Annotated in this window: 23 protein-coding genes; 8 read left to right on the plus strand and 15 right to left on the minus strand. The window is 65.9% G+C overall.

Annotated features, from left to right (window positions below):
- The first annotated feature begins 94 nt into the window (after positions 1 to 94).
- The 4 genes from A7X65_RS35870 to A7X65_RS35885 all read left to right on the plus strand — a co-directional run bounded on the left by A7X65_RS35870 (position 95) and on the right by A7X65_RS35885 (position 2870).
- A complete protein-coding gene (locus A7X65_RS35870) occupies positions 95 to 883 on the plus strand; it encodes an SDR family NAD(P)-dependent oxidoreductase (protein WP_063694110.1) in 789 nt (262 codons plus the stop codon).
- Between the two features lie 162 nt (positions 884 to 1045).
- On the plus strand, positions 1046 to 1483 hold the full coding sequence (locus tag A7X65_RS35875) for a hypothetical protein (RefSeq protein ID WP_063694111.1): 438 nt from the start codon (positions 1046 to 1048) through the stop codon (positions 1481 to 1483).
- A gap of 265 nt (positions 1484 to 1748) precedes the next feature.
- The gene (locus A7X65_RS35880; protein ID WP_063694112.1) at positions 1749 to 2093 is read left to right on the plus strand and encodes a hypothetical protein; all 345 of its coding nucleotides are present in this window, start codon (positions 1749 to 1751) and stop codon (positions 2091 to 2093) included.
- Between the two features lie 426 nt (positions 2094 to 2519).
- Positions 2520 to 2870, plus strand: coding sequence for a hypothetical protein (locus tag A7X65_RS35885; RefSeq protein ID WP_063694113.1), 351 nt, complete (start codon positions 2520 to 2522; stop codon positions 2868 to 2870).
- A gap of 103 nt (positions 2871 to 2973) precedes the next feature.
- Here the strand turns inward: A7X65_RS35885 and A7X65_RS35890 are convergent, their stop codons facing one another.
- The 4 genes from A7X65_RS35890 to A7X65_RS35905 form a co-directional block, all read right to left on the minus strand.
- Positions 2974 to 3387: a VOC family protein gene (locus tag A7X65_RS35890; protein ID WP_063694114.1), complete on the minus strand. Its 414-nt coding sequence runs from the start codon at positions 3385 to 3387 to the stop codon at positions 2974 to 2976.
- 41 nt (positions 3388 to 3428) lie between these two features.
- Complete coding sequence (locus A7X65_RS35895; protein ID WP_063694115.1) at positions 3429 to 3965, minus strand: SRPBCC family protein; 537 nt, start codon at positions 3963 to 3965, stop codon at positions 3429 to 3431.
- A 193-nt stretch (positions 3966 to 4158) separates the two neighbouring features.
- Positions 4159 to 5460: an RNA polymerase sigma factor gene (locus A7X65_RS35900; RefSeq protein WP_063694116.1), complete on the minus strand. Its 1302-nt coding sequence runs from the start codon at positions 5458 to 5460 to the stop codon at positions 4159 to 4161.
- Complete coding sequence (locus A7X65_RS35905; RefSeq protein WP_063694117.1) at positions 5457 to 5825, minus strand: YciI family protein; 369 nt, start codon at positions 5823 to 5825, stop codon at positions 5457 to 5459. Before A7X65_RS35905 ends, A7X65_RS35900 begins: the two co-directional genes overlap by 4 nt.
- 145 nt (positions 5826 to 5970) lie before the next feature.
- Between A7X65_RS35905 and A7X65_RS35910 the strand changes: the two genes are divergently transcribed.
- Both A7X65_RS35910 and A7X65_RS35915 read left to right on the plus strand, forming a co-directional pair.
- On the plus strand, positions 5971 to 6936 hold the full coding sequence (locus A7X65_RS35910) for a 2-hydroxyacid dehydrogenase (protein WP_063694118.1): 966 nt from the start codon (positions 5971 to 5973) through the stop codon (positions 6934 to 6936).
- 210 nt (positions 6937 to 7146) lie between these two features.
- Positions 7147 to 9114, plus strand: coding sequence for a methyl-accepting chemotaxis protein (locus tag A7X65_RS35915; RefSeq protein ID WP_063694119.1), 1968 nt, complete (start codon positions 7147 to 7149; stop codon positions 9112 to 9114).
- Between the two features lie 203 nt (positions 9115 to 9317).
- On the opposite strand, the gene A7X65_RS35920 is transcribed toward A7X65_RS35915, so the two are convergent.
- Complete coding sequence (locus A7X65_RS35920) at positions 9318 to 9980, minus strand: TetR/AcrR family transcriptional regulator (RefSeq protein WP_063694120.1); 663 nt, start codon at positions 9978 to 9980, stop codon at positions 9318 to 9320.
- A 106-nt stretch (positions 9981 to 10086) separates the two neighbouring features.
- Between A7X65_RS35920 and A7X65_RS35925 the strand changes: the two genes are divergently transcribed.
- Positions 10087 to 10731, plus strand: coding sequence for a glutathione binding-like protein (locus A7X65_RS35925; protein WP_063694121.1), 645 nt, complete (start codon positions 10087 to 10089; stop codon positions 10729 to 10731).
- A 66-nt stretch (positions 10732 to 10797) separates the two neighbouring features.
- Here A7X65_RS35925 and A7X65_RS35930 read toward each other — a convergent pair whose 3' ends face one another.
- The 8 genes from A7X65_RS35930 to A7X65_RS35965 form a co-directional block, all read right to left on the minus strand.
- Positions 10798 to 12102, minus strand: coding sequence for a TRAP transporter large permease (locus tag A7X65_RS35930; RefSeq protein ID WP_063694122.1), 1305 nt, complete (start codon positions 12100 to 12102; stop codon positions 10798 to 10800).
- A 31-nt stretch (positions 12103 to 12133) separates the two neighbouring features.
- Positions 12134 to 12727 carry a TRAP transporter small permease subunit gene (locus A7X65_RS35935; protein WP_063694123.1) on the minus strand — a complete coding sequence of 198 codons (594 nt, stop codon included), beginning with the start codon at positions 12725 to 12727 and terminating at the stop codon, positions 12134 to 12136.
- A 10-nt stretch (positions 12728 to 12737) separates the two neighbouring features.
- Entirely contained in the window at positions 12738 to 13739 is a 1002-nt protein-coding gene (locus A7X65_RS35940) for a TRAP transporter substrate-binding protein (protein WP_063694124.1), read from the minus strand.
- A gap of 36 nt (positions 13740 to 13775) precedes the next feature.
- Complete coding sequence (locus A7X65_RS35945) at positions 13776 to 15434, minus strand: hydantoinase B/oxoprolinase family protein (protein ID WP_063694125.1); 1659 nt, start codon at positions 15432 to 15434, stop codon at positions 13776 to 13778.
- Positions 15435 to 15436: 2 nt separating this feature from the next.
- A complete protein-coding gene (locus A7X65_RS35950; protein WP_063694126.1) occupies positions 15437 to 17521 on the minus strand; it encodes a hydantoinase/oxoprolinase family protein in 2085 nt (694 codons plus the stop codon).
- Positions 17522 to 17661: 140 nt separating this feature from the next.
- Positions 17662 to 18483, minus strand: coding sequence for an NAD-dependent protein deacetylase (locus A7X65_RS35955; RefSeq protein WP_063694127.1), 822 nt, complete (start codon positions 18481 to 18483; stop codon positions 17662 to 17664).
- 69 nt (positions 18484 to 18552) lie between these two features.
- On the minus strand, positions 18553 to 19389 hold the full coding sequence (locus A7X65_RS35960; RefSeq protein ID WP_063694128.1) for an SDR family oxidoreductase: 837 nt from the start codon (positions 19387 to 19389) through the stop codon (positions 18553 to 18555).
- A gap of 72 nt (positions 19390 to 19461) precedes the next feature.
- Positions 19462 to 20781 (minus strand): solute carrier family 23 protein, encoded by a 1320-nt coding sequence (locus A7X65_RS35965; RefSeq protein ID WP_063694129.1) that lies wholly within the window; start codon positions 20779 to 20781, stop codon positions 19462 to 19464.
- Positions 20782 to 20921: 140 nt separating this feature from the next.
- Between A7X65_RS35965 and A7X65_RS35970 the strand changes: the two genes are divergently transcribed.
- Positions 20922 to 22256: a dicarboxylate/amino acid:cation symporter gene (locus tag A7X65_RS35970; RefSeq protein ID WP_063694130.1), complete on the plus strand. Its 1335-nt coding sequence runs from the start codon at positions 20922 to 20924 to the stop codon at positions 22254 to 22256.
- A gap of 233 nt (positions 22257 to 22489) precedes the next feature.
- Here the strand turns inward: A7X65_RS35970 and A7X65_RS35975 are convergent, their stop codons facing one another.
- Complete coding sequence (locus tag A7X65_RS35975; protein ID WP_063694131.1) at positions 22490 to 24103, minus strand: ABC-F family ATP-binding cassette domain-containing protein; 1614 nt, start codon at positions 24101 to 24103, stop codon at positions 22490 to 22492.
- Between the two features lie 163 nt (positions 24104 to 24266).
- On the minus strand, positions 24267 to 24614 hold the full coding sequence (locus A7X65_RS35980) for a RidA family protein (protein ID WP_063694132.1): 348 nt from the start codon (positions 24612 to 24614) through the stop codon (positions 24267 to 24269).
- Positions 24615 to 24624 lie beyond the last annotated feature (10 nt).

Consider the following 24624-nt stretch of genomic DNA (forward strand, 5'->3'; position numbering starts at 1 on the left):
GCTCGATCTGCACAAGCTCTTCCTCGCCGGCACAAAAGCGCAGTAAAAGGAGCCCGCACTCCCGCGCCCTATGCTATCCGAGGACACATTTCCCATGCCGCAAGCCCCGCAAAAAATCGCCCTCGTCACCGGAGCCGCGCGCGGCATTGGGCTTGCGACCGCGAAGAAGTTCCTCGGCGAGGGCTGGCGCGTGGCACTGCTCGACATCGAGGGCGAGCTGCTCGGCCGCGCGGTCGCGGAGATCGGCCGGGACGAGGCGACGCTGGCGCTGACCTGCGACGTCTCCGACGCAGCCGCGGTCGGCGCCGCGATGACGGCGGTCGAGCGGCGGTTCGGCCGGCTCGACGCGCTGGTCAACAACGCCGGGATCGCCGTGTTCGCGCCGCTGATGGAGACGTCGGACGCCGACTGGCGCCGCGTGCTCGAGGTCAACCTCACCGGTCCGTTCCTCTGCACCAAGGCCGCGGTGCCCCTGATGCGCGACAGCGATGGCGGCGCCATCGTCAACATCACCTCGATCTCGGCCGTGCGCGCCTCGACGCTGCGCTCGGCCTACGGCACCAGCAAGGCCGGGCTCGCCCATCTGACGAAACAGCTCGCGGTCGAGCTCGCCTCGCTCAACATCCGCGTCAACGCGGTCGCACCGGGGCCGGTCGACACCGCGATGGCCAAGCAGGTGCATTCCAAGGAGATCCGCGCCGATTATCACGACGCCATCCCGCTCAATCGCTACGGCCTGGAAGAGGAACTCGCGGACGCCATCTATTTCCTGTGCTCAGGCAACGCGAGCTACATCACCGGCCAAATTTTGGCCGTCGATGGCGGCTTCGATGCGGCCGGCATCGGCCTTCCGACGCTGCGCGGGCAAAGGCGGAACGGGTAGGACCTTGTAGGGTGGGTTAGCGCTGCGGCTACGTGAAGCGTGACCGCGGGGCGCAACCCACCTCTTTCACGCGGCGCGAAAGATGGTGGGTTACGCCGACGGACTGCGCTACGCGCAACCGTCGGCTAACCCACCCTACGAAACCGAGTTGATGGAGAGTTCATGCGACGCGTCATCATCCTCACGGCCCTGGCGCTCGCATCCGCCCTGCTCGCCGCCGCCCCCGCCGCGGCGGAAATCCGCATCATCCAGTCGCCGGGCGGCCAGGTCGGGCCGTTCCTCGATCTGTTCGAGAAGGTGCGCGAGAGCGGCGAGCGCGTGGTGATCGACGGTCCGTGCCTGTCCGCCTGCACGCTCGTGCTCAGCATCGTGCCCGGCGAGCGCATCTGCGTCACCCGGCGCGCCGTGCTCGGCTTCCATGCCGCGCGTTCGATCGACCGGCGCGGGCGCGTCTACGCCGAGCCGGAGGCATCGGATGCGGTGCTGGCCGCCTATCCCGGACCGGTGCGCGACTGGATCAGCCGCCGCGGCGGTCTCACCTCGCGCCTGTTGCTGCTGAAGGGCCGCGATCTCGCCGCGATCTATCCGCGCTGCCGGTGATGCCGGCGCGCCGCATCTGACCACGATTGGTCCGCCATTGTCCGGCGATTAGGCAGTTCGGCGAAATTCCCTCGCTGCAGGCGCCAAATCCGCTCAAGCGCTTTGCAAGCGCTGCACAATTTACGCGGTTTCCAGCTTTTTCCTGCGGATTATGATGCGCTTGGCCAGACTGAGGCCGCGGCGGCGTCACAATCTCAGCAGTGGTCACAGTTTAGGAATGGTTCCGCGTTTTCAAGATTGCTCATTTTCAGACGGCTCGCAGACCATGCAGCCCATCGATTTCCGCTACCGCCTGTCCGAGCAGGGACGGATCGTCCTCGGTCGGCTGAGCTCCGAGGAAACCGCCGAGTTCGAATTGCTGTCGCGACGCGACCGCGAAGGCCTGATCGACCTCGCCTCCGAGCTGCGGCTGCTCGAGCTCTATGTGAAATATGCCGGCCCGAGCGCAGACGTCACCCGCACGCCGCCGCAAGCCGGCCGGCGCGCTGGCGAGCCGCAGCGGCCGAGGAGACAGCCGTCCTCCCGGACGGCACGACCGCGCAACTACGTCGTTTCGATGCTTGTCATCGCAAGCGTCAGCTTCACGCTCATCGCATTGCTCGTGAGCTGACAGGCAGGCGCGCCGGCGTCATTGCCCGTCACGCGCTCGAGCGGTTCTAGTAGAACCGCTGGATCATCTGCGCCATTTCCATGCTCGCGCAGATGAGCATACCCCAAAGTGCAAAGTTGATCTGTAGCGCCGCCGCCATCGGTCGCTCCCCTTCCAAGTCGCGCTCACCCCAGTTTGTAGAATTTATGAAGGAATGATTAGCGATTCTGACACGGAGTTCACAGCCTAATATTGCGCCAGTTGTTGTGCGATGCGGGCCGCACCGTTTTCACGAAGCGGCCTCACTGCTCTCACACAATCATGCGAGATTTTGATTCCATATTCGGCCATGCCGGCCGCCGTTTCTCTTAAGTTCCATTTAACCGGCGCGGCGCAAGATGTCCCAAGCGGATTTTGCGTGTCGCGTACCGCACCATTAGGCCCGGCATGATTCGACACGCCCTCGTCTTGCTTACTTTTTGCGCAACGCTCATGGGATGCGCGGCCGCGCCGGCGCAGGAGCGGCGGCCGATCGCCTGGGACGGTCTCGGCCAGAATCCGAACCGCTCTCACGTCACAAAGCGGCGCACGGCGAACCCGACGCCGGTGCAGGACAATCCCAATCAGGAACGAGAACGCGTGCTCGCCACCCTGCGTCCATATTCCGATGCGTGGTGGGCGGTCCACGACGAGATCGAAGCGGAGAATGACAGGAAGCTCGGCACCAAGCTCGTGATCTGCCCCCGCTGTGTCCAGTCCCCGCCGTCTGGCGACGAGGCGACCGGCTCAATCCGATGAGAGGCTTGCTGCTCGATCAGTGCATGACATGACCCACCCGAACGCGCCTCCTGCTCGCAACGATCGAGCGAGGCGCGCCGGGCACGTCGGGCGGTGACGGCTGTCACATTCCTTCGGCGGGACAGTTCACCATCCAGGGAATGCCGAACTTGTCGACGCACATGCCGAAGCCCTTGGCCCAGAATGTCTTGCTGTAGGGCATCGTGACGGTGCCGCCGTCGGCCAGCGCGTTGAACTTGCGCTCGCCATCCGCGGGGTCCGCGACCGTGATCGAAACCGCAAAGCCCTGCGGCTTGCTGAAATGCTCGGGCGGCACATCGGAGGCCATTAGCACAGTGCCGCCGGGCAGCGACATCCGTGCATGCATGATCATCTTCTCGCGGCCGGGCGCGGCGGGCATGTCCGGCGGCGCGTCCGACGAACGCATCATCGCGTCGATCTTGCCGCCCAAGACCTTGGCGTAATAGGTGAACGCCGCTTCGCAGGTGTCCTGATAGAACAGATAGGGATTGAGCATCGTTTCTCTCCTCTTCTTCGCTTCCTGGGCAACCGTTGGCGCTATTTCTCGGTGAGCTTCTTGAGGCTGGCGAGACCCGCCTCGAAGTCCTTGCCGATCATGCTGTCCATGTTGATGAACACCTGCATCACCTTGGACAGGAACGGCGCCGGACCGTACATCGCCCATGTGACCAGCGTAGTCTCGCCTTGCGGCACAAAGGTGAACTCGGCGGTGTTGTGGCCTTCGAAGGGGCGCTCGAAATCGAGCTTGATGCGGAGCTTTGACGGCGTGCTCGCCTCGAGGATCTCCATATGGCCGGCGCCGACATTGTTGTCGCCGTCCCAGGCATAGGTCGCGCCCTTCCCGGCCGCAGTTCCACCGTAGCTGCGCTTCATGGCGGGATCGCGGTTCTCGTAGGGCGACCAGCCGGTCCAGAAGTGGAAATCGGAGACGAGCGGATAGATCGCAGCCGCCGGCGCCTTCACGGCGAGCGAGCGCTCGACACGGAAGGTGTCGGGTTTGGTCAGGGCAAAGACCAGGACGCCCGCAATTCCGACCGCGAGCACGACGGCGATGACAGTAATGGTTTTCAGCATGAATGGCTCCCTTGATGGGATTAAGACGAAGGAGGATGGCCGGGGCCGACAGTCTTGAAGAGAATTTCTTGGCAGACCGCCCACCCCACGTCATGGCCGGGCTTGTCCCGGCCATCCACGTTCTTGGCGCGGATATGAAAGAACGTGGATGCCCGGGACAAGCCCGGGCATGACGATGTGGAAGCACCCTGCCCTATTTCGCCTTCGCGCTCTGCTTCGCGCCTTCGCCACCCGCCTTCGGCTGGCTGTCCCGGATCAACCGGTCGAGATGCATGCGGATGTGGGCGGCTTCCGCGGAGGTGTTGGCCAGCGCGATGGCGCGGTCGAAGGCGACACGGGCCTCGTCGTTGCGGCCGAGCTGCATCAGGAAGGCGCCGCGCACGCCGTAGAAATGAAAATAGTTGGCGAGTTTCGGCGCCAGCGGCTCGATCAGGTCGAGCGCGGCTTGCGGCCCGCGCACCTTGGAGACCGCGACCGCGCGGTTGAGCGTCACCACCGGCGAGGGCTGCACCACTTCGAGCGCGCCATAGAGCAGGTCGATCTGGGTCCAGTCGGTCTCCTCCGGCGTCGCAGCGCGGGCATGCAGTGCGGCGATCGCGGCCTGGATCTGGTAGGGCCCGGTGCGGCGATGGCGCATCGCCTTGTCGATCAGCGCGAGGCCCTCGGCGATCATGGGGCCGTTCCACAGCGAGCGGTCCTGGTCGTCGAGCAGGATGAGCGAGCCGTCCGCGGCAAAGCGCGCGGCGCTGCGCGCATGCTGCAGCAGGATCAACGCCGTCAGTCCCATGATCTCCGGCTCGCTCTGGAACAGCCGCAGCAACAGCCGCGCCAGCCGGATCGCTTCCTCGCACAGCGGCTTCCTGATTTCGGCGGTGTCGCCGCTTGCGGAATAGCCCTCGTTGAAGATCAGGTAGATCATCGCGGCGACGCCGGCGAGCCGCTCCGAGCGCTCGATGGCGCCCGGCGCCTCGAACGGTGTCCCGGCCTCGGCGACCTTCGCCTTGGCGCGCGTGATGCGTTGCTCCATCGCGGCGTCCGAGACCAGGAAGGCGCGCGCGATCTGCTTCACCGTGAGACCCGAGACGATGCGCAGCGCGAGAGCGATCTGCTGCGTCGCCGGCAGTTGCGGATGACAGCAGATGAACATCAGCCGCAGGATGTCGTCGCGATAATGCGAGCCGTCGAGCCGCTCGGCCAGCGCGCCCTCGGCATCGTCGAGGTCCGAGATGGCCTGGTCGTCCTCGGGCAGCGGCTGCTGCTTGCGGGCGCGGCGCACCTCGTCGATTGCGACATTGCGGCCGACCATGATCAGCCAGGCCGCGGGATCGCGCGGCGGTCCGTTCTGCGGCCAGGTCTTCAGCGCCCGCAGGCAGGCGTTCTGGAAGGCTTCCTCGGCGGTATCGAGATTACGGAAGTAGCGCAGCAGCGCGCCCACCGCCTGGGGTCGCGCCGAGGTCAGCGCAGTCTCGATCCAGGCGGTGTCGGTGTCGCTCACGCCGAAATTCCTCCGGGCCGGAACACGCCGACGGGACGCACCTCATAGGCGCCCCCGGGATTGGCCGCGCCAAGGTCGCGCGCGACATCGAGCGCCTCGTCGAGATTCTTGCAGTCCACGATGTAGAAGCCGAGCAGCTGCTCCTTGGTCTCGGCATAGGGACCGTCGAGCACCAGCGGCGGATCCTCCTTGCGCAGCGTCGCCGCCGCGGTGGTCGGCAGCAGCCGCGCCACCGGCCCGAGCCGGCCCTGCTGGGTGAGCTTCTCCTGCACCACGGCGAGCTTCTTCATCACGGCCTCGTCCTGCTCCTTGCTCCAGGAGCCGACGAAGTCCTCATCGTGATAGCAAAGTATCGCATAAAGCATGGGCAGCCACCTTCCCCGACCTCTTGTTCTGAAGACGGTCCAATATGCCCCGCCCCGACAGGGATGCGGAAAAAATTTGCAAGAAAAATCCGGCAGATCGTGTCAAGGAGGGCCTGCAAAAGCGGAACCTCATGAGGCACTTCGAATGACCAAGGGCACACTCGCCGTCCTGATCAACAGCACGCAGCAGAACTGGCTGCCGGAACGCTGGAAGGTCCGGTTCGATGCGGTCTGCGGCGGCCGCCGGGTGGTGCTGCTGCCCGATGGCACGCTCGATCCGGCCGAGGTGCACTATGCCGCGGTGTGGAAGCCGGTGCCGGGCGATCTCGGCTCCTTCCCCAATCTGCGGGCGATCTTCAATCTGGGCGCCGGCGTCGATGCGCTGATGGCCGACACGAGCCTGCCCGGCGTGCCGCTGGTGCGCGTCGCCGTGCCGGACCTGACCAACCGCATGACCGAATATGTCGTGCTGCACGTGCTGATGCACCACCGCCAGGAGCTTTACTTGCGGGACTCGCAGCGCGCAAAGCGCTGGGCGCCGCTCTATCAGTGGCCGGCGAGCGCCGTCACAGTGGGCATGATGGGGCTCGGCACCCTCGGCGCGGATGCGGCCGACGTGCTGCGGCGGCTCGGCTTCCGCGTCGCCGGCTGGAGCCGCAGCCCGCGCGTGATCGACGGCGTCGAATGCTTCCACGGCACGGACGGAATCGATGCGTTTCTGCGCAAGACTGACATCCTGGTCTCGCTGCTCCCGCTGACGCCCGACACGCACGGCATCCTCAACCGCGACGTCTTTGCAAAGCTCAACCGCACCAGCCCGCTCGGCGCGCCCGTGCTGATCAATGCCGGCCGCGGCGGCCTACAGAACGAGGCCGACATCCTGGCCTGTCTCGACGACGGCACCCTCGGCGCCGTCTCGCTCGACGTCTTCGTGCAGGAGCCGCAGCCGAACGACAGCCGGTTCTGGACCCATCCCAAGGTGGTGCTGACCCCGCACAACGCCGCCGACACCGACGCCGAAGCCATCTCGGCCTATGTTGCCGAGCAGATCGCGCGGTTCGAGGCGGGCGGCGCGCTGGAGAACGTGGTGGATCGGGTCAGGGGGTATTAGAGGCTCGCTGTTTTCGCGAACGCCAGCGCCTCGTGCTTAGTGTCGTCCCGGCCTAGTGCGCAATTGCGCACGGGGGCCGGGACGATACCTGTGTCGGAGCAGGCAGCTGAGGCAATAACCCCACAACCACCCCGCGCCCTGTCCCGTTCACCCTCTCTTAGCGAGAAGTTGATAGGCGTTGTTAACGAACGCTCAAACAACGAGTCGGACATGCGGACGAGCCTCGGCCTCAGGATGCGGATCACGGTTGCGCTGGCGGTGACGGCGGCGGCGACGGCGCTGATCGCGGTGCTCGGCGCGATGTGGATCATCGCCGGGATCATCGACCGCGCCGACCAGCGCGAGCTGCGCAGCCATTACGACGCGCTGTTGTCCCGGATCGCCGAGGAGTCCCGCCGCGCCGCCGCGATGAGCACGGTGGTGGCCGCGATGCCGGCGACGCAGGACGCGATGGCGAAGCAGGATCGCAACGCGCTCGTCGGCCTGTTCGGACCGGTGTTTGCCGCGACCAAATCGGAGTACGGCGTCGAGCAGTTCCAGTTCCACGTCCCACCGGCGACCTCGTTCCTGCGCGTGCACCAGCCCGCCAAGTTCGGCGACGATCTCTCCGGCTTCCGCAAGACCGTCGTCCTTGCCAACCAGGATCGCAAGGTCGTGGTCGGCCTCGAAGGCGGCGTCGCCGGGCTCGGCATCCGCGGCGTGGTGCCGATCGCGCAAGGGGGCAAGCATCTCGGTTCGGTCGAGTTCGGCCTGACCTTCGGCCAGTCCTTCCTCGACGACTTCAAGGCCAACCGCCATGTCGACGTGGCCTTCCACCTCGCCGACGGCACGAACTTCAAGCTGTTCGGCGGCACGCTGAAGGGCAGGAGCTTCTTCGATGCGGCCGAGTACGGCCGCGCCGCCGGCGGCGATTTCACGGTGCGGCAAGCGAAACTGGACACGGCGCCGGTTGCCGCGCTGCTCGGACCGATCCGGGATTTTTCCGGCAAGCCGATCGGCGCCGTCGAGCTCGTGATGGACAATGCCGATTACGAGGCTTCGGCCGACCGCGCCTGGATGCTCGCGATCGGCATTGCCGCGCTCGGGCTCGTGCTGGCGGGCATCGTCGGCTATCTCATCGCCCGCAGCATCTCGCGGCCGATCCTGTCGATCACGAACGTGATGCGCGATCTCGCGGACGGACGTCTCGACGTCGCAGTTCCCGAAAGCCGGGCGAACGACGAGGTCGGCGCGATGGTGAAGGCGGTCGCGGTGTTCCGCGACAACGCGGTGAATTTTGCAAACCTCCAGGCCGAGCAGCTCGAGGCCAAGGCGCAGTCGGAAGCGGAGAAGCGGCGCGCCTTCGCCGCGCTGGCTGACAATTTCGAAGCCAGCATTCGCGACGTGGTCACGACGGTGTCGGCGGCCGCCGTCGAGATGGAGCACACCGCACGCTCGATGTCGGCCATCGTCGCGCAGTCGCGCGAGCAGACCCGTACGGTGTCGTCGGCCTCCGCGCTCGCGTCGGAGAACGTGCAGACCGTCGCGGCCGCCGCGGAAGAGCTGTCGTCGTCGATGACCGAGATCAGCCGGCGGCTGGCGCATGCGACCGAGGTCGTCGGCAAGGCTGCCAGCGACGGCCGGCAGTCGAATGCGCGCGTGCAGAGCCTCGCCGACGCCGCGCAGAAGATCGGCGACGTCGTCTCCTTCATCAACGGCATTGCGGGACAGACCAACCTGCTCGCGCTCAATGCGACGATCGAGGCGGCGCGCGCGGGCGAAGCCGGCCGCGGCTTCGCCGTGGTCGCCTCCGAAGTGAAGGCGCTGGCGACGCAGACGGCAAAGGCGACGGAAGAGATCGGCGCGCAGGTGACGGCCGTTCAGGGCGAAACCAGCGGTGCGGTGGACGGCATCCAGTCGATCTGTGCGACGATCCAGCAGGTCGACGAGATCTCGGCGGCGATTGCCGCCGCCGTCGGCCAGCAGGGCACCGCCACGCAGGAAATCGCGCAAAACGTCCAGCAGGCCGCCGCCCGCACCGGTGAGGTCTCGCAGAACATCGCCGGCGTCACCGACGGCATCGCAGCCACGGGCACCGCCGCCGAGGAGGTGCTGGGCTCGGCGATCGAGCTGGCCAAACAATCGCAGCGGCTGCGCGATGAGGTTGACCGTTTCCTCGCGAATATCCGCGCGGCGTAGGTAGGCCACGACTGGCCCCTGGGGGCGTCGTCCTGGCCAGGACCCATTACCCCAGGCCAAGGTTTTAGCGCGGCGGCGGCAACTCCGAGTCATCGCCAAACTGCATTCAGTGGCTATGGGTCCTGGCTTTCGCCAGGACGACGATGCAGAGAGGGCTCGCGCCACATATTCACTGTCGTTCCGGCGCGCCCCGGGACGACGGCCTACCCCTTCGTCCCCAGCATCACGTCGATCGCGCCCTTCACGATCGCTTCGAGCTCCTTGCGCGGGACGCGGGCGCGCGAGCGAATGGCGATGGTGTGAACGGTGGCGGAGGCGATCTGCGCAAGCGCGAACGGATCGGCGCTCTCCGGCAACTCGCCTTTCTCTTTCGCGCGGCGGAAACAGCTTGCGAACGCCTTGTCGAGCCCGGTGAGGCCGTCGAGCACCATGGCGCGGATGTCAGGATCGCCGACGGCTTCGGAGGCGGCGGTGACGACCGTGAAGCAGCCGCGCGGACCGGTGTCGCCGGAAAGGTAGATGTCCAGCGCGGCCGCGTAGATGCGCTCGAGCCGCTGGCGAAGCGGCATCTCCTGGCGGAAGATCTCGACCATGGAGGCGGCCGCCTCTTCGCGATAGCGCTGGTAGCTCTTGATGTAGAGCTCGCGCTTGTCGCCGAACGCGCCGTAAAGGCTCGGCCGGTTCATGCCTGTCGCTTCGCTCAAATCATCGAGCGAAGTCGCCGCGAAGCCTTGCTTGCGAAACAGATCGAGCGCCTTGCCGAGCGCGACATCGGGTTCGTAGGCGCGTGGGCGGCCGCGGCGTTTGGGTTCGCTACGGCGCTCGGGCGGATTGGCAGCAGCTGGCGGTTTTGATTTTTGTACCATTTCGCAAAATAATCCTTGACCATCGATATATTATGCAAGATGGTACAAAAATCAATCTGGCCAGGTTGAGCGACACCCGAAAAGGAATTGCCCAAGGAGGCTACAGATGGATCTCTATTTCTCGCCGCTCGCCTGCTCGATGGCGACGCGCGTCGCTTTGTATGAAGCCGGCGCCGATGCGACCTATCTCGAAGTCGATCCGCCGACCAAGAAGGTGCTGAACGACGGCACCGACTTCCGCACCGTGAACCCGATCGGCCTCGTGCCGACGCTGCGTACCGACGAGGGCGTGGTGCTGACCGAGAACGCCGCGATCCTGCAATATGTCGCGGACCGTTTTCCGCAATCCGGCCTCGGCGCCACGGAGGGCATCGAGCGCACAAGGCTGCATCAATGGCTCTGCTTCATCGGCACCGAGCTGCACAAGGGCCTCTTCATCCCCGTGCTCGACCGCAAGGCGCCGCAGGAAGCCAAAGCCTATGTGCTGGAGAAGAACCTGTCGCGGCTCGACTATCTCGACAACTACCTGAAGGGCCGCGACTTCCTGCTCGACCATTTCAGCGTGGCCGACGCCTATCTCGTCACGGTCATCAACTGGACCATGGCGACGCCGCCGATCGAGCTCGCGAAATGGCCGAACGTGAAGGCCTACTTCGAGCGCCTGCGCCAGCGGCCGTCAGTCGCAAAGGCCATTGCGGAGGAGTTCGAGCTGTACAAGGCCGAGCTCGCGCGGAAGAAGGCGGCGGCGTAAGGCGGAGACCGTCATGCCCGGGCTTGTCCCGGGCATGACGGTGTCGAATCAAACCGCCGGAACGCTTTACCCGTACAGCACACGCGGCAGGATCGTGACGATGCCCGGCCACAGCGTCAGCAGCAGCACGAAGCCGATCATGATCACCAGATACGGCATCGTGACGCGCGCGATGTAGCCGAGTCCGTCCTCGGTGAGGCCTTGGATCACGAACAGGTTGAAGCCGACCGGCGGGGTGATCTGCGCCATCTCGACCGCGAGCACGAGGAAGATGCCGAACCAGATCTCGTCGAAGCCGGCACCCTTCACGATCGGCAGCACGATCGGCAGCGTCATCACGATCATCGAGAAGCCGTCGAGGAAGCAGCCGAGGATCAAATAGAAGATGACCAGCACGACGATCAGCATGAAGGGCGACAGGCCGAGTCCCTTGACGAAGGCGGCCACCGCCTGAGGAATGCCGAGGAACGCTGCGGCATTGCCGAGGATCGATGCGCCCAGCACGATCAGCGCGATCATCGAGCAGGTCACGACCGAGCCGATCAGCACGTCGCGCATCACCTGTTGCGACATCGAGCCCTGCGCCCAGGCGACCAGCCCGGCGCCGAGCACGCCGACGGCCGCGGCTTCCGAGGGCGTCGCGAGACCGCCATACATCGAGCCGAGCACGCAGGCGATCAGGAACAGCGCCGGCGCGAGGTCCTTGAGCGCGGCGAAGCGTTCGCCCCACGGCACCAGCGAGAGCTTTGCTTCGGTCTCCGGCACCATCGATGGCTTGAGCGTGGTGTGCAGCATCACCCAGCCCATGAAGGTGGCGGCGAGCAGCAGGCCGGGCAGCACGCCCGCCGTAAACAGCTTCAGGATCGAGACGTCGCCGAGCACGCCGTAGATGATCATGATGTTGGACGGCGGGATCAGAAAGCCGAGCGTGCCGGCGCCGGCGAGCGAGCCGATCGCGATGTCGCGCGAATAGCCACGGCGCAGCAGCTCGTTGAGCGACATGCGGCCGATCACCTGCGTGGTTGCGGCCGACGAGCCCGAGATCGCCGCGAAGATGGTGCAGCCGATCACGTTCACATGCAGCAGGCGGCCCGGCAGCAGTCCGGCCCAGGGCGCGAGGCCCTGAAACAGCGAGCGCGACAGCCGGGTGCGGAACAGCAGCTCGCCCATCAGGATGAACAGCGGCAGCGCCAGCAGCTCCTGCGTCGTCAGGATGTTCCAGGCGTATTGCGGCAGCAACTTGTCGAGCGGGATCGAGCGAAACATCGCCAGCAACAGCGTCGCGGTGAGCGCAAGCGTGAGGCCGATCCACACGCCGCAGGCCAGCAGCGCAAACAGGATCGCGAACAGAGCGAGGACTTCGATGGTCATGCGATCCTGAATCCGGGTGCGGGCAAGACGGTCATTCGACGGGCGAGGCCTTCATGCGGTGATCCTCCAGCGGCAGGCCGAGCACCGCCTGGATTGCGCGCGCCAGGAACTGCAGCGTGAGCAGCAGCATGCCGAAGGTGACGACGGCTTCCGGAAACCACAGCGGCGTGTCGCTCGAGGTCGAGACCTGGCCGCGCACATAGGCGCTGAAGGCGAACTTGGCCATGGCCGAGGTCAGGAACGCCATGAAGGCGAAGCCGGCCGCCGCCGAGAGGATCTCGAGCGCGCGCTGCACCGGCGCCGGCGCATTCTTCAGCAGCAGCACCACGCGAATGTGGCCGCCGACGCGCAGGGTCATGGCGGCGCCGAAGGTGAACGAGGCCGCCATGAGGTAGGAGGAATATTCCCACGCGATCGAGATGCTCGGCGGGAAGAACGGCAGGAAGTTCGAGAGGAAGCGGGTTGCGACCTCGCACAGCATCAACAGCGTCAGCGTCAGCAGGCAGCCGCCGCCGATCCAGCCGTCGAGCCGGCCGAGACGGTCGATGCCGTCGAGGAGGATGCGCAGCGGCGCGGGCGCCGCTGCATTGAGGCTTTGCGGTGCTTCAGGCGAGACGCTCACCACGGCTCCGCCCTCAGCCGCGCTTCATTTCGGCGAGATAGGACCGCACCGGCTTTTCGGCCGCCGGCACGCGCTTGACGAAGGCATCGAGCTGCGGCGCGGTCTTGGCCCGGATGTCCTTCATCATCGCGTCCGACACCGGCACCACCTCCATGCCGCCCTCTTTCAGGCGGGCGAGGCTGTCGGCGTCGGCCTTGAGCGAGTTCGCCCAGAAGCCCGGCTCCATCTTCGCCGCGACATCCGCGACGAGCTTCTGCTGATCGGCGCTGAGCGCCTTCCAGGAATCGAGATTTACGGTGAGCATCTGTGACGACCAGACATGATTGGTCGGGTAGACGTATTTGAGGAATTCCCAGAACTTGCCGTCGACGCCCGACACCGACGAGGTGGAGACGCCCGAGACGGCGCCCGATGCCAGAGCAGGAATCGTCTCGCCCCACGGGATCATCACCGGGGCCATGCCGACCACGGCCAGCATGTCGACCGCGTTCTTGTCGGGCACGCGGATCTTGATGTTCTTCAGGCCCTCGACGTCGGCGACCTTGACCTTGAGATGCAGGTACTGCGTCGGCCACGGCACGATGTAGAGGATCTTCTGGTTGTTGCGCGCGGCGACCTTCTCGTATTCGGGCCGCACATATTTGTGCAGCACCTTGAGCTCGTCCATCGAGCCGCACAGGAAGGGGATGCTCTCGACGCCCATGAAGGGCTCGTCACCGACCTGCTGGATGTTGAGGACGTCGGCGAGCGGCACGAGGCCGTCGCGCACGGCGCGCAGATGCTCGGGGCCCTTGAAGCCGAGCTGGCCGCCCGCCTTCACGGTGATCGCGACCGAGCCGTTGCTCTGCTTCTTCACTTCCTCCGCGAACGCCATCGCATTCTGGGTGTGGAAATTGCCGTCCGGCCAGACCGTCGACATGTCCCAGCTTGTCGTCGCCGCCCGCGCACGGGTGGAGATGTGTCCGGCGGCGAGCAGCGTCGCTGCGCCCGCGGTGAAATTCCGTCGCGTGATCATCGAGCCCCTCCGTTTGTTACCGCACGCGCTGACGCATCAGCGCGCGTACCCATAGACTGCAGCCGCATTGTCGGCGGACACGAGCCCGCTGTCGATGTCGTCCTTGACCGCAGCGCGGTCGCGCTCGGTGGGTGCGCCGATGCCGGCGCCGCCGGGCGTATGCACCACTAGCCTGTCATCCGGCGGCACCTGCTGAAAGCCTTTTCCACGCAACTTCTTGCCGGATTTCAAACCGACATAGCCTGCCTCGCCGTTCTTGCCGCCATCGCGCCCGCGCGGCGGATGATCGATGCGGTCGAATGCGGCGAGGATGTCGAACGGCGCATCGACGCCGCTGCCGACCTCGATGATCTGGCCGAGGCCGCCGCGGGTGCGCCCTGCTCCGCCGGAATCCGGACGCAGCTCCTTGCGCCAGAAGATCAGCGGCGTCTGCGTCTCCGCGATCTCGACCGGCGTGCCGCGCACGCCGCTTGGATAGGCAGTCGCCGACAGCCCGTCCTTGCCGAAGCGCGCGCCGGTACCGCCGTTGGAGGTCACCGCCATCGAGAACCCGTAATTGCCGCCGACGCCCGAGCGGGTCTGGCCGCGGACGTTGAGATTCCACAGGCAGGACGTGCCCTCGGCCGGCACGCGCTCGGGAATGATCTGGCGCAGGCAGCCGAACACCACGTCGGGCAACATCTGACCGATGATGTGGCGCGAGGCCACCGGCGCGGGCTTGGGCGCATTGAGGATCGCGCCAGCAGGCGCCGACACCGTCAGCGGCGAGAGCGAGCCGGCATTGTTCGGGATCTGCGAGGCGACGACGCAGCCGAGGCCGAACACGGTATAGGCCGTGGTGTAGGACAAGGGCACGTTGATGCCGAACTTCGAGGCGGCGGAGGTGCCGTCGAAATCGACGTGGATGCCGTCATCCGAGATCGTCAGCGTCGCCGCCAGCGTCACCGGCGCATCATAGCCGTCCACCACCATGGTGTTGCGCCAGCTGCCCTTCGGCAGCTTTGCGATCTCGGCGAGAACCGCCTCGCGCGAGCGGTCGCAGATATAGTCGCCGAGCACGTCGAGCGTGTCGATGCCGAACTCGGTCATCATCTCGACCAGCCGCTCGCAGCCGACATCGTTGCAGCCGGCGAGCGAATAGGTGTCGCCCTCGGTGTCGATCGGCAGCCGCGTGTTGGTGCGGATCATCGCCATCAGCGTTTCGTTGACGACGCCTTGGTCGATCAGCTTCAGCATGGGGATGTAGAGCCCCTCCATGAACACGTCGGTGGCGTCAGGCCCGAAGCCGATGCCGCCGATGTCCATAAGGTGGCTGGTGCAGGAGAACAGCGCGACGACCTTGCCGTCCTTGAAGCAGGGCGTGGTGACGACGAAGTCGTTGAGGTGGCCGGTACCCATCCAGGGATCGTTGGTGATGTAGGCGTCGCCTTCCTTCATCGTCTCGAGCGGAAAATGGTTGATGAAGTGCTTGACCGATTCCGCCATCGAGTTGACGTGGCCGGGCGTGCCGGTCACCGCCTGCGCCAGCATGCGCCCCCTGAGGTCGAACACGCCGGCGGAGAGGTCGCCGCATTCGCGCACGATCGGGCTGAAGGCGGTGCGGAGCAGCACCTGCGCCTGCTCCTCGACCACGGCGATCAGCCGGTGCCACATGATCTGAAGGTCGATCAGGCTCGCGCCATTTGCCTTGCTCATGATCAGGCCGCCTTTCGTTCCATGACGATGCTGCCGGCACCATCGATATGCGCGTCAAAACTGGTGGAGACGAAGGTAGACGTTTCGTCTTCCGCGATCACGGCGGGGCCCGCGATGGTCGCGCCCGGCGCCATGTCCTCGCGGCGATAGAGCGGGATCTCGATCACCTCGCCTGCCCTTCCGTCGAAGAACTTTCGGCTGCCGGAGGCCTTGGCCGCAGGCTTGCGCGTGACGGCCGCGACGGTCGACGGATTGCGCGCCTCGGTGGTCGCGAGCACCGACCAGCTCAAGACCTCGATCGCAGCGCCCGGGATCGGGCGCTCGAACATCGCCGAATAGTCCGCCTCGAACTTCTGGCGCAGGCCGGCGAGATCGGCCGAGGTGAGCGGCCGGTTCGGCAGCTCGACGGTGATCTCGTGGCCCTGGCCGACATAGCGCATGAAGGCCGCACGGCGCTCCCGCACCGGTGCACCGGCCGCACCCGGCTCGACCAGCGCGCGGGCTTCGGTCACCATCTCCTGCAGCAGGTCGGAGACGGCCTTGGTGTCGAAATCGTCGAGCCGCACATGGCGGCTGCGCACCAGCTCGTAGGCGATGGGAGCCGCGAGGAATCCGACCGCCGAGCCGACGCCGGCATTCGACGGCACGATCACCTTGGACACGCCGATCTTCTCGGCGACACGGGCCGCATGCAGCGGCGCAGCACCACCGAAAGCGATCAGCGTGTGCTGGCCGACGATCTCGCCGCGTTCGACCGCATGGACGCGCGCTGCGCTCGCCATGTTCTCGCAGACCACCTCGTGCACGGCATAGGCGGCCGTCTCCGCCGACAGGCCGAGCGGCTCGCCGACACTGCTCAGCAGGGCTTTCTTCGACAGCTCCGGGTCGAGCTTGATCGTGCCGCCGGCAAAGGCATCGGGATCGATCATGCCGAGGGCAACGTCCGCATCCGTCACGGCCGGACGCTGGCCACCGCGGCCGTAGCAGGCGGGTCCCGGCTCCGACGAGGCGCTCTCGGGGCCGACGGTGACGCGCTTCATGGCATCGACATGGGCGATCGAGCCGCCGCCGGCGCCGATCTCGACCATCTCGATCACGGGAATGCGCACCGGCAGGCCGGAGCCCTTGAGGAAGCGCGCCGCGCGGTCGACCTCGAACACGCGCGAGGTCTCGGGCTGGTACTTTTCAATCAGGCAGATCTTCGCGGTGGTGCCGCCCATGTCGAAGGAGAGCACCTTGCTCTCGCCGAGGCGTGCGGCGATCTGCGCCGAGAAGATCGCCCCGCCGGCGGGACCGGATTCGACGAGACGCACGGGAAAGCGCCGCGCCGTCTCGATCGAGGTGACGCCGCCGCCCGAGGTCACGAGATAGATCGCGCCGCGGAACTGCTCGACCTGCAGGGCGTCGGCCATGCGGGCGAGATAACCGTCGATCAGCGGCTGCACATAGGCATTGGCGACCGCCGTCGATGTGCGCTCATATTCGCGGATTTCCGGGCAAACGGCAGAAGACACCGTCACGGAGATGCCGGGCATCTCCTCGGCGATGACCGCCGCAGCGCGGCGCTCGTGCTCGGGATTGGCGTAGGAGTGCAGGAAGGCGATGGCGACGCTCTCGACCTTCAGCTCGCGCAATTTCGGCGCGAGTGCACGCACGGCCGTCTCGTCCAGCGGGAGGCGAATGGCGCCGTGGGCATCGATGCGCTCGGGCACGGTGAAGCGTAGGGAACGCGGCGCCAGCGGCTTCGGCTTGTCGATGCCGAGATCATACTGGTCGTAGCGGCTCTCGGTGCCGATATCGAGCACGTCGCGGAAGCCATCGGTCGCGATCAGCGCCGTTTTTGCGCCGCGGCGCTCGATGATCGCGTTGGTCGCGAGCGTCGTGCCGTGAATGAAGACGTCGATGTCGCTGATATGGGCACGCGCATCCGCGAGGATGAGACGCATGCCGTCCAGCACCGCCTGTTCGGGGCGCTGTGGCGTCGTCAGCACCTTGCGGGTTTTGCGCACCTCACCCACGTCCAGCACGATGTCGGTGAACGTGCCACCGATATCGACGGCAAGCCGCACCTCGGCTCCCTCAAGCATTCCAAATTCTCCGGCTGATCGTCAAAACTCAGGGCGAAAACGCAGCAATTTCCATGCCATGGACGACGAGGACAACGCCGCGCCCGGCCATTCTGCTTGGCACCTATGCAATAGGCAAGGCGTGTTCGCCGCCCGCGCGATCAGAGCAGGAATGCAAGCGCCGCTTCGCAGCGCTCCTCGACCTTGAGCGTCAGGAGATCGTCGGCCCGGGTGCGCCCGAGATTGACCGCAGCGATCGGGATTTTGCGGTTCGCGGCGGCCTGCACGAAGCGGAAGCCGGAATAGACCATCAGCGACGAGCCGACGATCAGCATGGCGTCGGCCTGCGACAGATGGTCCTGCGCGGTCGCGACGATGTCGCGCGGCACGTTCTCGCCGAAGAACACGACGTCGGGCTTGAGAATGCCGCCGCAGGCTTCGCAAGCAGGCACGTTGAACGAGGAAAAATTTGCATGCTCCAGATCGGCGTCGCCGTCGGGCGCATCCGCGGCGTCGAGCGCCAGCCATTCCGCGTTCATGCGCCCCAGCGTGTCCTGGAATTCGCTGCGCGGCGTCTTCGCTCCGCAGCCCATGCAGCGGACGAGATCGAGCCGGCCGTGCAGATCGATCACCTGCCGGTGGCCGGCGGATTGATGCAGCCGGTCGACATTCTGGGTCAGCAGCATCTCGCAGCGCCCGCCCGCCTCGAGGCGGGCCAGGGCATGATGCGCATCATTCGGCCTCGCCTGGCCGAACCGCCGCCAGCCGATCAGGCTGCGGGCCCAATAGCGCTGGCGCGTGGACTCTTCATTCATGAAGGCCTGGAAATTGACCGGCTGGGTCCGTTTCCAATTGCCATGGCTGTCGCGGTAGTCGGGAATGCCCGAATTGGTGCTGCAGCCGGCGCCGGTCAGAACGAACAGTCGTTCGTGCCGGCCGACGAAGTCCTGGAGCGTGGAGTTTGCCACCGGAGGGTTTGCCATGGCGCAGATGTAGTCTGCGCCGGCGGATTCTGCCAGATGCCGCACGAACCCCGCTTTCGGCGAACCGAGCTAGCTCGCCCAGTTCTCGCGAAACTCCGGAAACAGCGTCAGGCCTCCGCAGGCATAGATGGTCTGCCCGGTGATGTAGCTCGCATCGTCGGAGGCGAGGAAAGCGAACACGGCCGCGATCTCCTCCGGCGTGCCGACACGGCCGAGCGGAATGTGGCTGGTGACGACGCCGCGCTTTTCGGGGTCGCCGGTCCAGGCTTCGTTGATCGGCGTGTCGATGGCGCCGGGGCCGACCGCATTGACGCGAATGCCGCGGCTGGCGAACTCCAGCGCCAGTGTGCGCGTCAGGTTGGCCATGCCGCCCTTGCTGATGGAATAAGCGAGGTAGCCGGGTTTCGGAATGATCTGGTGGACGCTGGAGCAGTTGATGATGCTGCCGCCTCCGCCGCGCGCGACGAAGTGCGCAAGCGCCTTCTGCGCGCAGAGCACGGCGCCGTTGAGGTTGACGTCGATGATGCGGCGATAGGTTTCGACGTCGAGCGCATCGCTCGGCGATTCCTGCTGGAAGCCGGCATTGTTGACGAGACAGTCGAGGCGCTTGAAGCGCGCCAGCACCGTCTCGAACATCGCGGCGATGTCCTGCTCGTTGCCGACGTTGGCCTTGACGATGATGTGATCGAGCCTGCCGTGGCCACGGTCGCTCGATGCCGTCCGCGCCAGCGCCAGCGTCTCCTCGGCTCTTCCGGCGTGTTCGAAATAGTTGATGGCGACGGTCGCGCCTTCCTGCGCGAGCCGGATGGCGACGGCCCGGCCGATGCCTTGCGAGGCGCCAGTCACCAGCGCGTACTGGCCAACGAGGCGCGAGGGAAAGGAAGTTGAGCGTTCGGTGTGCGGCATGTGTTTTCTCCAGATGCGTCATCATGGAGGGAACCGGCGTTTTGTTCCATCCCTCCAATGCATCCCTGGGATTCACTCGATGCGACGCGCCAGCGGCAAGGTCAGGATCTGATAGAGGATGATTGCGCCGAAGGTCGCGGTACCGATCCCGCCGATCGTGAACGCGCCAAACTTGAGCGTGAGGTCGCCGGCGCCCGCGGTCAGCGCTACGGCGACGGTGATGAGGTTCGCCGGGTTTGCGAAGTCGACCTTGTTCTCGACCCAGATCCGGCCCGCCATCGCGGCGATCAGGCCGAACAGCACGATCGAGAGGCCGCCGATGACCGGACCCGGGATCGAGAGAATCAGCGCGCCGAATTTCGGCGAGAAGCCGAGCAGGATCGACACCGTGGCCGCGAAGGCAAACAACAGGGTCGAGTAGACCTTCGTCGCTGCCATGACGCCGATATTCTCGGCATAGGTGGTGACGCCGGTGCCGCCGCCACAGGCCGCAACGATGGTCGCGAGGCTGTCGGCGAACAAGGCGCGCCCGAGATAGGCATCCAGACTCCGGCCCGTCATGGCGCCGACGGCCTTGATGTGCCCGAGATTCTCGGCGACGAGGATGACCGCGACCGGCGCGATCAGGAAGATCGCATCGGCCTGGAAGGTCGGCGTGGTGAAGCTCGGCAAACCGAGCCACGGCGCGGCCGAAAGCTGGGTGAAGTCGATCGGCTTGCCGAAGCCAAGGCCGTTCGCGAACAGCATGTACAAAAGATACCCGCCGATCGCGCCAAGGATGATCGGCAGGCGGCGCCACAGGCCGGGCGCTGCAACGGCCACCACGCCGATCATCAGCACGGTGGCAAGCCCGATCCCGGTGTCGAACCCATTCGCGCTCACCGCCTTGACCGCGACCGGCGCGAGATTGAGGCCGATGGCGGCGACGACGGCGCCGGTGACGGCCGGCGGCATCAGGCGCTCGACCCAGCCCGTGCCTAACCACATCACGATCAGCGCGATCACGCCATAGAGCACGCCCGCGCCGACGATGCCGCCGAGCGCAACCGAGATGTTCGGGTTCGGCCCCTGCCCGGCATAGCCGGTGGCAGCGATGACGACGGCGATGAAGGCGAAGCTGGAGCCGAGATAGCTCGGCACGCGCCCGGCGACGATGACGAAGAAGATCAGCGTGCCGATGCCCGAGAACAGGACCGCAACGTTGGGATCGAACCCCATCAGCAGCGGCGCGATGATCGTCGAGCCGGACATCGCAACGCAATGCTGCAGACCGGAGACGATGGTCTGGCCCCATGGCAGCCGCTCCTCCGGCATGATCACGCCCGAGGTCTTGAGTTTCCAGCGCGGGAAATAGCCTTGTGCCTGCTCGTCCGAGCCCGTTGCGATCGTCATGTTCCCCCCGTTGCGGTCCAGCGATTGATGTTCGTGCGATCCGACAAAAATGTGATTGTCGCTTCTGCGGCGTCCATCACATGATGCGAGTCATGCAAGATTCAAATCTTGCGGAATCAATGCGTTCCGGGGCTCATCATATGACACAGATTGCGATCCAGCCAGCCGCTCACCGCCGGCATCAGCCCTGGTACAAGATCCTCTATGTGCAGGTTCTGATCGCAATCGCGCTCGGCGTGCTCGTCGGCTATTTCTATCCCGACCTCGGCAAGGCCCTGAAGCCGCTCGGCGACGGCTTCATCGCGCTGATCAAGATGATGATCGCGCCCGTCATCTTCTGCACTGTGGTGCACGGCATCTCCTCGATGGGCGACCTCAAGCGCGTCGGCCGGGTCGGACTGAAGTCGCTGATCTATTTCGAGACGGTCTCGACTGTGGCCCTCGCGGTCGGCCTGCTGGTCGGCGAGATCCTGCAGCCCGGGCACGGCTTCAACATCGACCCGGCCACGATCGATCCGAAGTCGGTGGCGACCTATGTCACCAAGGCCAAGGAAGAGGGCATCGTCGCCCATCTCATGGCGATCATCCCCGACAGCTATGTCGGCGCGATCGCGCGCGGCGACCTGCTGCAGGTGCTGCTGATCTCGATTCTCTCCGGCTTCGCCATCGCCTTCCTCGGCAAGGCCGGCGAGCCCATCGCGGAGGCGATCGACAAGGCGGCGAAGATGTTCTTCGGCATCATCCGCATCATCGTGCGCGTGGCGCCGATCGGCGCCTTCGGCGCGATGGCGTTCACCGTCGGCGCCTACGGCCTCGGCTCGCTGCTCAACCTCGCCGCCCTGATCGGCACGTTCTATCTCACCAGCATGCTGTTCGTGCTGATCGTGCTCGGTGCGATCGCCCGCCTCGCCGGGTTCTCGATCCTGCGCTTCATCGCCTACATCAAGGACGAGCTCCTGATCGTGCTCGGCACCTCGTCGTCGGAGACGGTGCTGCCGCAGATGATCCAGAAGATGGAGCATCTCGGCGCCTCGCGCTCGGTGGTCGGCCTCGTGATCCCGACCGGCTACAGCTTCAATCTCGACGGCACCAACATCTACATGACGCTGGCGACGCTGTTCCTGGCGCAGGCGACCAACACGCATCTGACCATCTGGCAGGAGCTCGGCATCCTCGGCATTGCCATGATCACCTCGAAGGGCGCTTCGGGCGTGACCGGCGCCGGCTTCATCACGCTCGCCGCGACGCTGTCGATCGTGCCCGACATTCCGATCCAGTCGATCGCGATCCTGGTCGGCATCGACAAGTTCATGAGCGAATGCCGCGCGCTGACCAATCTGATCGGCAATGGCGTCGCATGCGTCGTCATCAGCATCTCCGAAGGCGAGCTCGATCGCGAGGCGCTGCACGAGACCATGGCGCATCCGCTGGAGATGGGCGAAGCGCTGGAGCCGGGCGGCAGCGCGGCGTCGTAGGCCGCGCACGGCGTTTCAATCTCCCGCCCGCACGTTCAGCGCGCCCGGTTCCACGCGGTAGTTTACCGGAGTGGTAAGTTGATGCGGTTCGAGTCACAACAGCTGCGTTGGGATCACTTATTGATAGTTATTCTTTCCACCCGACGCGCTGGGGGCAGGGCGTCGGGTATTTGATAGTCACTGCGAAGACCCACTTTAAAGACCCATTTTCATATCCAGACCGCGAGGCGGGATCAGATGATCCCGTCATGCTCGCCTTGCACCTTGGCGGCAAGATCGAACCGACGCGTGACGCCGATCGCCTGCAGGAACGCCTCGTCGTGGCTGACGACGAGCAGCGCGCCGTCATAGGCCCGCAAGCCTGCTTCGACGGCCTCGATGGAGTCGATGTCGAGATGATTGGTCGGCTCGTCCAGGATCAGCAGCGACGGCGGCGCTGAACCGCCCAGCACGCAGGCAAGGCCTGCGCGAAACATCTGGCCGCCGCTCAGGCTTCCGGCTTCTTGCAAGGCCGCATCGGCGCGAAACATGAAGCGCGCCAGCGCCGCATGGCATTCATTCGCCCCGGCCTTCGGGTTGAGACGCCGGAAGTTCTCCAGGATCGAGACCTCAGGATCGAGCAGGCTGACCGCCTGGTCGAACAGCGCGAAGTCCGGCCTGACCCGCACGACGCCCGAGAACGGTCGCAGCTCGCCGGCGATCAACTTCAGCAGCGTCGTCTTGCCGGAGCCGTTGGGCCCGACCAGCGCGACGCGCTCGGGGCCGACGATCGCGAGCGAGAGATCGCGCAGGATCGGCTGCCCCGGCTGATAGCCGGCGCTGACGCCATCGAGCCAGAGCACCTCCCTGCCCGCCGGCAGATGTGTCGCCGGCAGCTTCACCGACAGCGGCTGCAAGATCTCGATGCGCCGGCGCGCGGTGTCGACGGCGTCGAGCGCTTCGGCGCGCCGCCGCTCGGCGATTTGCGCGGTCTTGCCGCCGGAATCCTCGCTGCGATCCCTGCGGGCACCGGCGAGGATGCGCGGCATGTCGCCCTTCGCGCGCTTCTTCCGGCCGCCGCTGTCCTTCTGCGCTTTCCTCTCCACGGCCTCCTGCGCCTTGCCGTCGATCTCGGACAGGCGCTTCTCGGCATGCGCGAGATCGTGCCTGACGGCTGCGAGCTCGACGGCCTTTTGCGCACGGTAGCTCGTCCAATTGCCGCCGTAGCGCGTGGCGCCGAGCGAGGTCAGCTCGACGATCGCGTCCATGGTGTCGAGCAGGCCGCGGTCGTGGCTGACGACGATCGCGCCGCCGCGCCAGGCGGCGAGCAGATCGGTGACGGCCTTGCGTCCGTCCCGGTCGAGATTGTTGGTGGGCTCGTCGAGCAGCAGGAAATCCGGTTCGGAAAAGACCAGCGCCGCGAGACGAACCCGCGTGATCTGACCGCCGGACAGGCGGCACAGCTCCGTCTCGGCAGACGGCCCGAACCCGAGGCGCGCCAGCGCGGCCTCGAGCCGCGCTTCGAGCGTCCAGTCGATCGTGGCGATGTCGTCGGCGGAGGCATCGCCTCGCTCGGCGCGACGCAGCAGCTCCAGCGCCTGCCGCACACCGAACAGATCGGCCACGGTCGTGCCCGGGGGCGACTGCACGTCCTGGCGCAGCAGGCCGATGGTTCCGTTGACCAGAACGCGCCCGGACTGGGGAACATGCTCCCCCGAGATCGAGGCAAGCAGCGTCGTCTTGCCGACGCCGTTGCGGCCGACGAGACCGGTCCGCTCGGCCGGAAATGTCAGATCGATGTTGGAGAGGAGAGACCGGCCGTCAGGCGTGGACAGCGACAGGTTCGACAGGATGATTGAAGCAGGCATGGAATTCCCCGTGAGCAAGGCAGGTGGGCTTTGCGGTCGGGATGAAATCCATGGCTTTCGAATATCCTGATTGAGGGAGCCTCTAACTAGTCCCTTCAAAGGGCGAGATCAAGGCGGCGCGAAGGGACGCCAGCACGAGAGGTGCCGGCGTCCCCATGCGTAATCAGCCCTTGAGCGCGGTGACAACGACCTCGATCAGCGCGCCGCCGCCGAGATCGGCGACGCCGACGGTGGCGCGGGTCGGCAGATTGTCGCCGAAGAACTCGGTCCAGGCCGCGTCCATCTCCTTCTTCTTCGAGAGATCCGTGACGAAGATCGAGGCGCTGACGACGCGGCTCTTGTCGGTGCCCGCTTCCTTCAGGTAGCCCGCGATCTTGCCGAGGATGTTGCGGGTCTGGTCGCCCATGGCAACGCTGGTGTCGTCGGCGATGGTGCCGCCGACGAAGACGAAGCCGTTGGCTTCGACGGCGCGGTGCATGATGGGCGTGCGGATGCTGCGGGTGATGCTCATGATGTCCTCT

Source organism: Bradyrhizobium stylosanthis (assembly GCF_001641335.1).
GTDB classification, from domain to species: domain Bacteria; phylum Pseudomonadota; class Alphaproteobacteria; order Rhizobiales; family Xanthobacteraceae; genus Bradyrhizobium; species Bradyrhizobium stylosanthis.

Bases quoted from the DNA above. Each gene is read 5' to 3' on its own strand.
- A7X65_RS35870 (WP_063694110.1), top strand. From the start codon at position 95: ATGCCGCAAGCCCCGCAAAAAATCGCCCTCGTCACCGGAGCCGCGCGC.
- A7X65_RS35875 (WP_063694111.1), top strand. From the start codon at position 1,046: ATGCGACGCGTCATCATCCTCACGGCCCTGGCGCTCGCATCCGCCCTG.
- A7X65_RS35880 (WP_063694112.1), top strand. From the start codon at position 1,749: ATGCAGCCCATCGATTTCCGCTACCGCCTGTCCGAGCAGGGACGGATC.
- A7X65_RS35885 (WP_063694113.1), top strand. From the start codon at position 2,520: ATGATTCGACACGCCCTCGTCTTGCTTACTTTTTGCGCAACGCTCATG.
- A7X65_RS35890 (WP_063694114.1), bottom strand. From the start codon at position 3,387: ATGCTCAATCCCTATCTGTTCTATCAGGACACCTGCGAAGCGGCGTTC.
- A7X65_RS35895 (WP_063694115.1), bottom strand. From the start codon at position 3,965: ATGCTGAAAACCATTACTGTCATCGCCGTCGTGCTCGCGGTCGGAATT.
- A7X65_RS35905 (WP_063694117.1), bottom strand. From the start codon at position 5,825: ATGCTTTATGCGATACTTTGCTATCACGATGAGGACTTCGTCGGCTCC.
- A7X65_RS35910 (WP_063694118.1), top strand. From the start codon at position 5,971: ATGACCAAGGGCACACTCGCCGTCCTGATCAACAGCACGCAGCAGAAC.
- A7X65_RS35915 (WP_063694119.1), top strand. From the start codon at position 7,147: ATGCGGACGAGCCTCGGCCTCAGGATGCGGATCACGGTTGCGCTGGCG.
- A7X65_RS35920 (WP_063694120.1), bottom strand. From the start codon at position 9,980: ATGGTACAAAAATCAAAACCGCCAGCTGCTGCCAATCCGCCCGAGCGC.
- A7X65_RS35925 (WP_063694121.1), top strand. From the start codon at position 10,087: ATGGATCTCTATTTCTCGCCGCTCGCCTGCTCGATGGCGACGCGCGTC.
- A7X65_RS35930 (WP_063694122.1), bottom strand. From the start codon at position 12,102: ATGACCATCGAAGTCCTCGCTCTGTTCGCGATCCTGTTTGCGCTGCTG.
- A7X65_RS35940 (WP_063694124.1), bottom strand. From the start codon at position 13,739: ATGATCACGCGACGGAATTTCACCGCGGGCGCAGCGACGCTGCTCGCC.
- A7X65_RS35945 (WP_063694125.1), bottom strand. From the start codon at position 15,434: ATGAGCAAGGCAAATGGCGCGAGCCTGATCGACCTTCAGATCATGTGG.
- A7X65_RS35950 (WP_063694126.1), bottom strand. From the start codon at position 17,521: ATGCTTGAGGGAGCCGAGGTGCGGCTTGCCGTCGATATCGGTGGCACG.
- A7X65_RS35955 (WP_063694127.1), bottom strand. From the start codon at position 18,483: ATGGCAAACCCTCCGGTGGCAAACTCCACGCTCCAGGACTTCGTCGGC.
- A7X65_RS35960 (WP_063694128.1), bottom strand. From the start codon at position 19,389: ATGCCGCACACCGAACGCTCAACTTCCTTTCCCTCGCGCCTCGTTGGC.
- A7X65_RS35965 (WP_063694129.1), bottom strand. From the start codon at position 20,781: ATGACGATCGCAACGGGCTCGGACGAGCAGGCACAAGGCTATTTCCCG.
- A7X65_RS35970 (WP_063694130.1), top strand. From the start codon at position 20,922: ATGACACAGATTGCGATCCAGCCAGCCGCTCACCGCCGGCATCAGCCC.
- A7X65_RS35975 (WP_063694131.1), bottom strand. From the start codon at position 24,103: ATGCCTGCTTCAATCATCCTGTCGAACCTGTCGCTGTCCACGCCTGAC.
- A7X65_RS35980 (WP_063694132.1), bottom strand. From the start codon at position 24,614: ATGAGCATCACCCGCAGCATCCGCACGCCCATCATGCACCGCGCCGTC.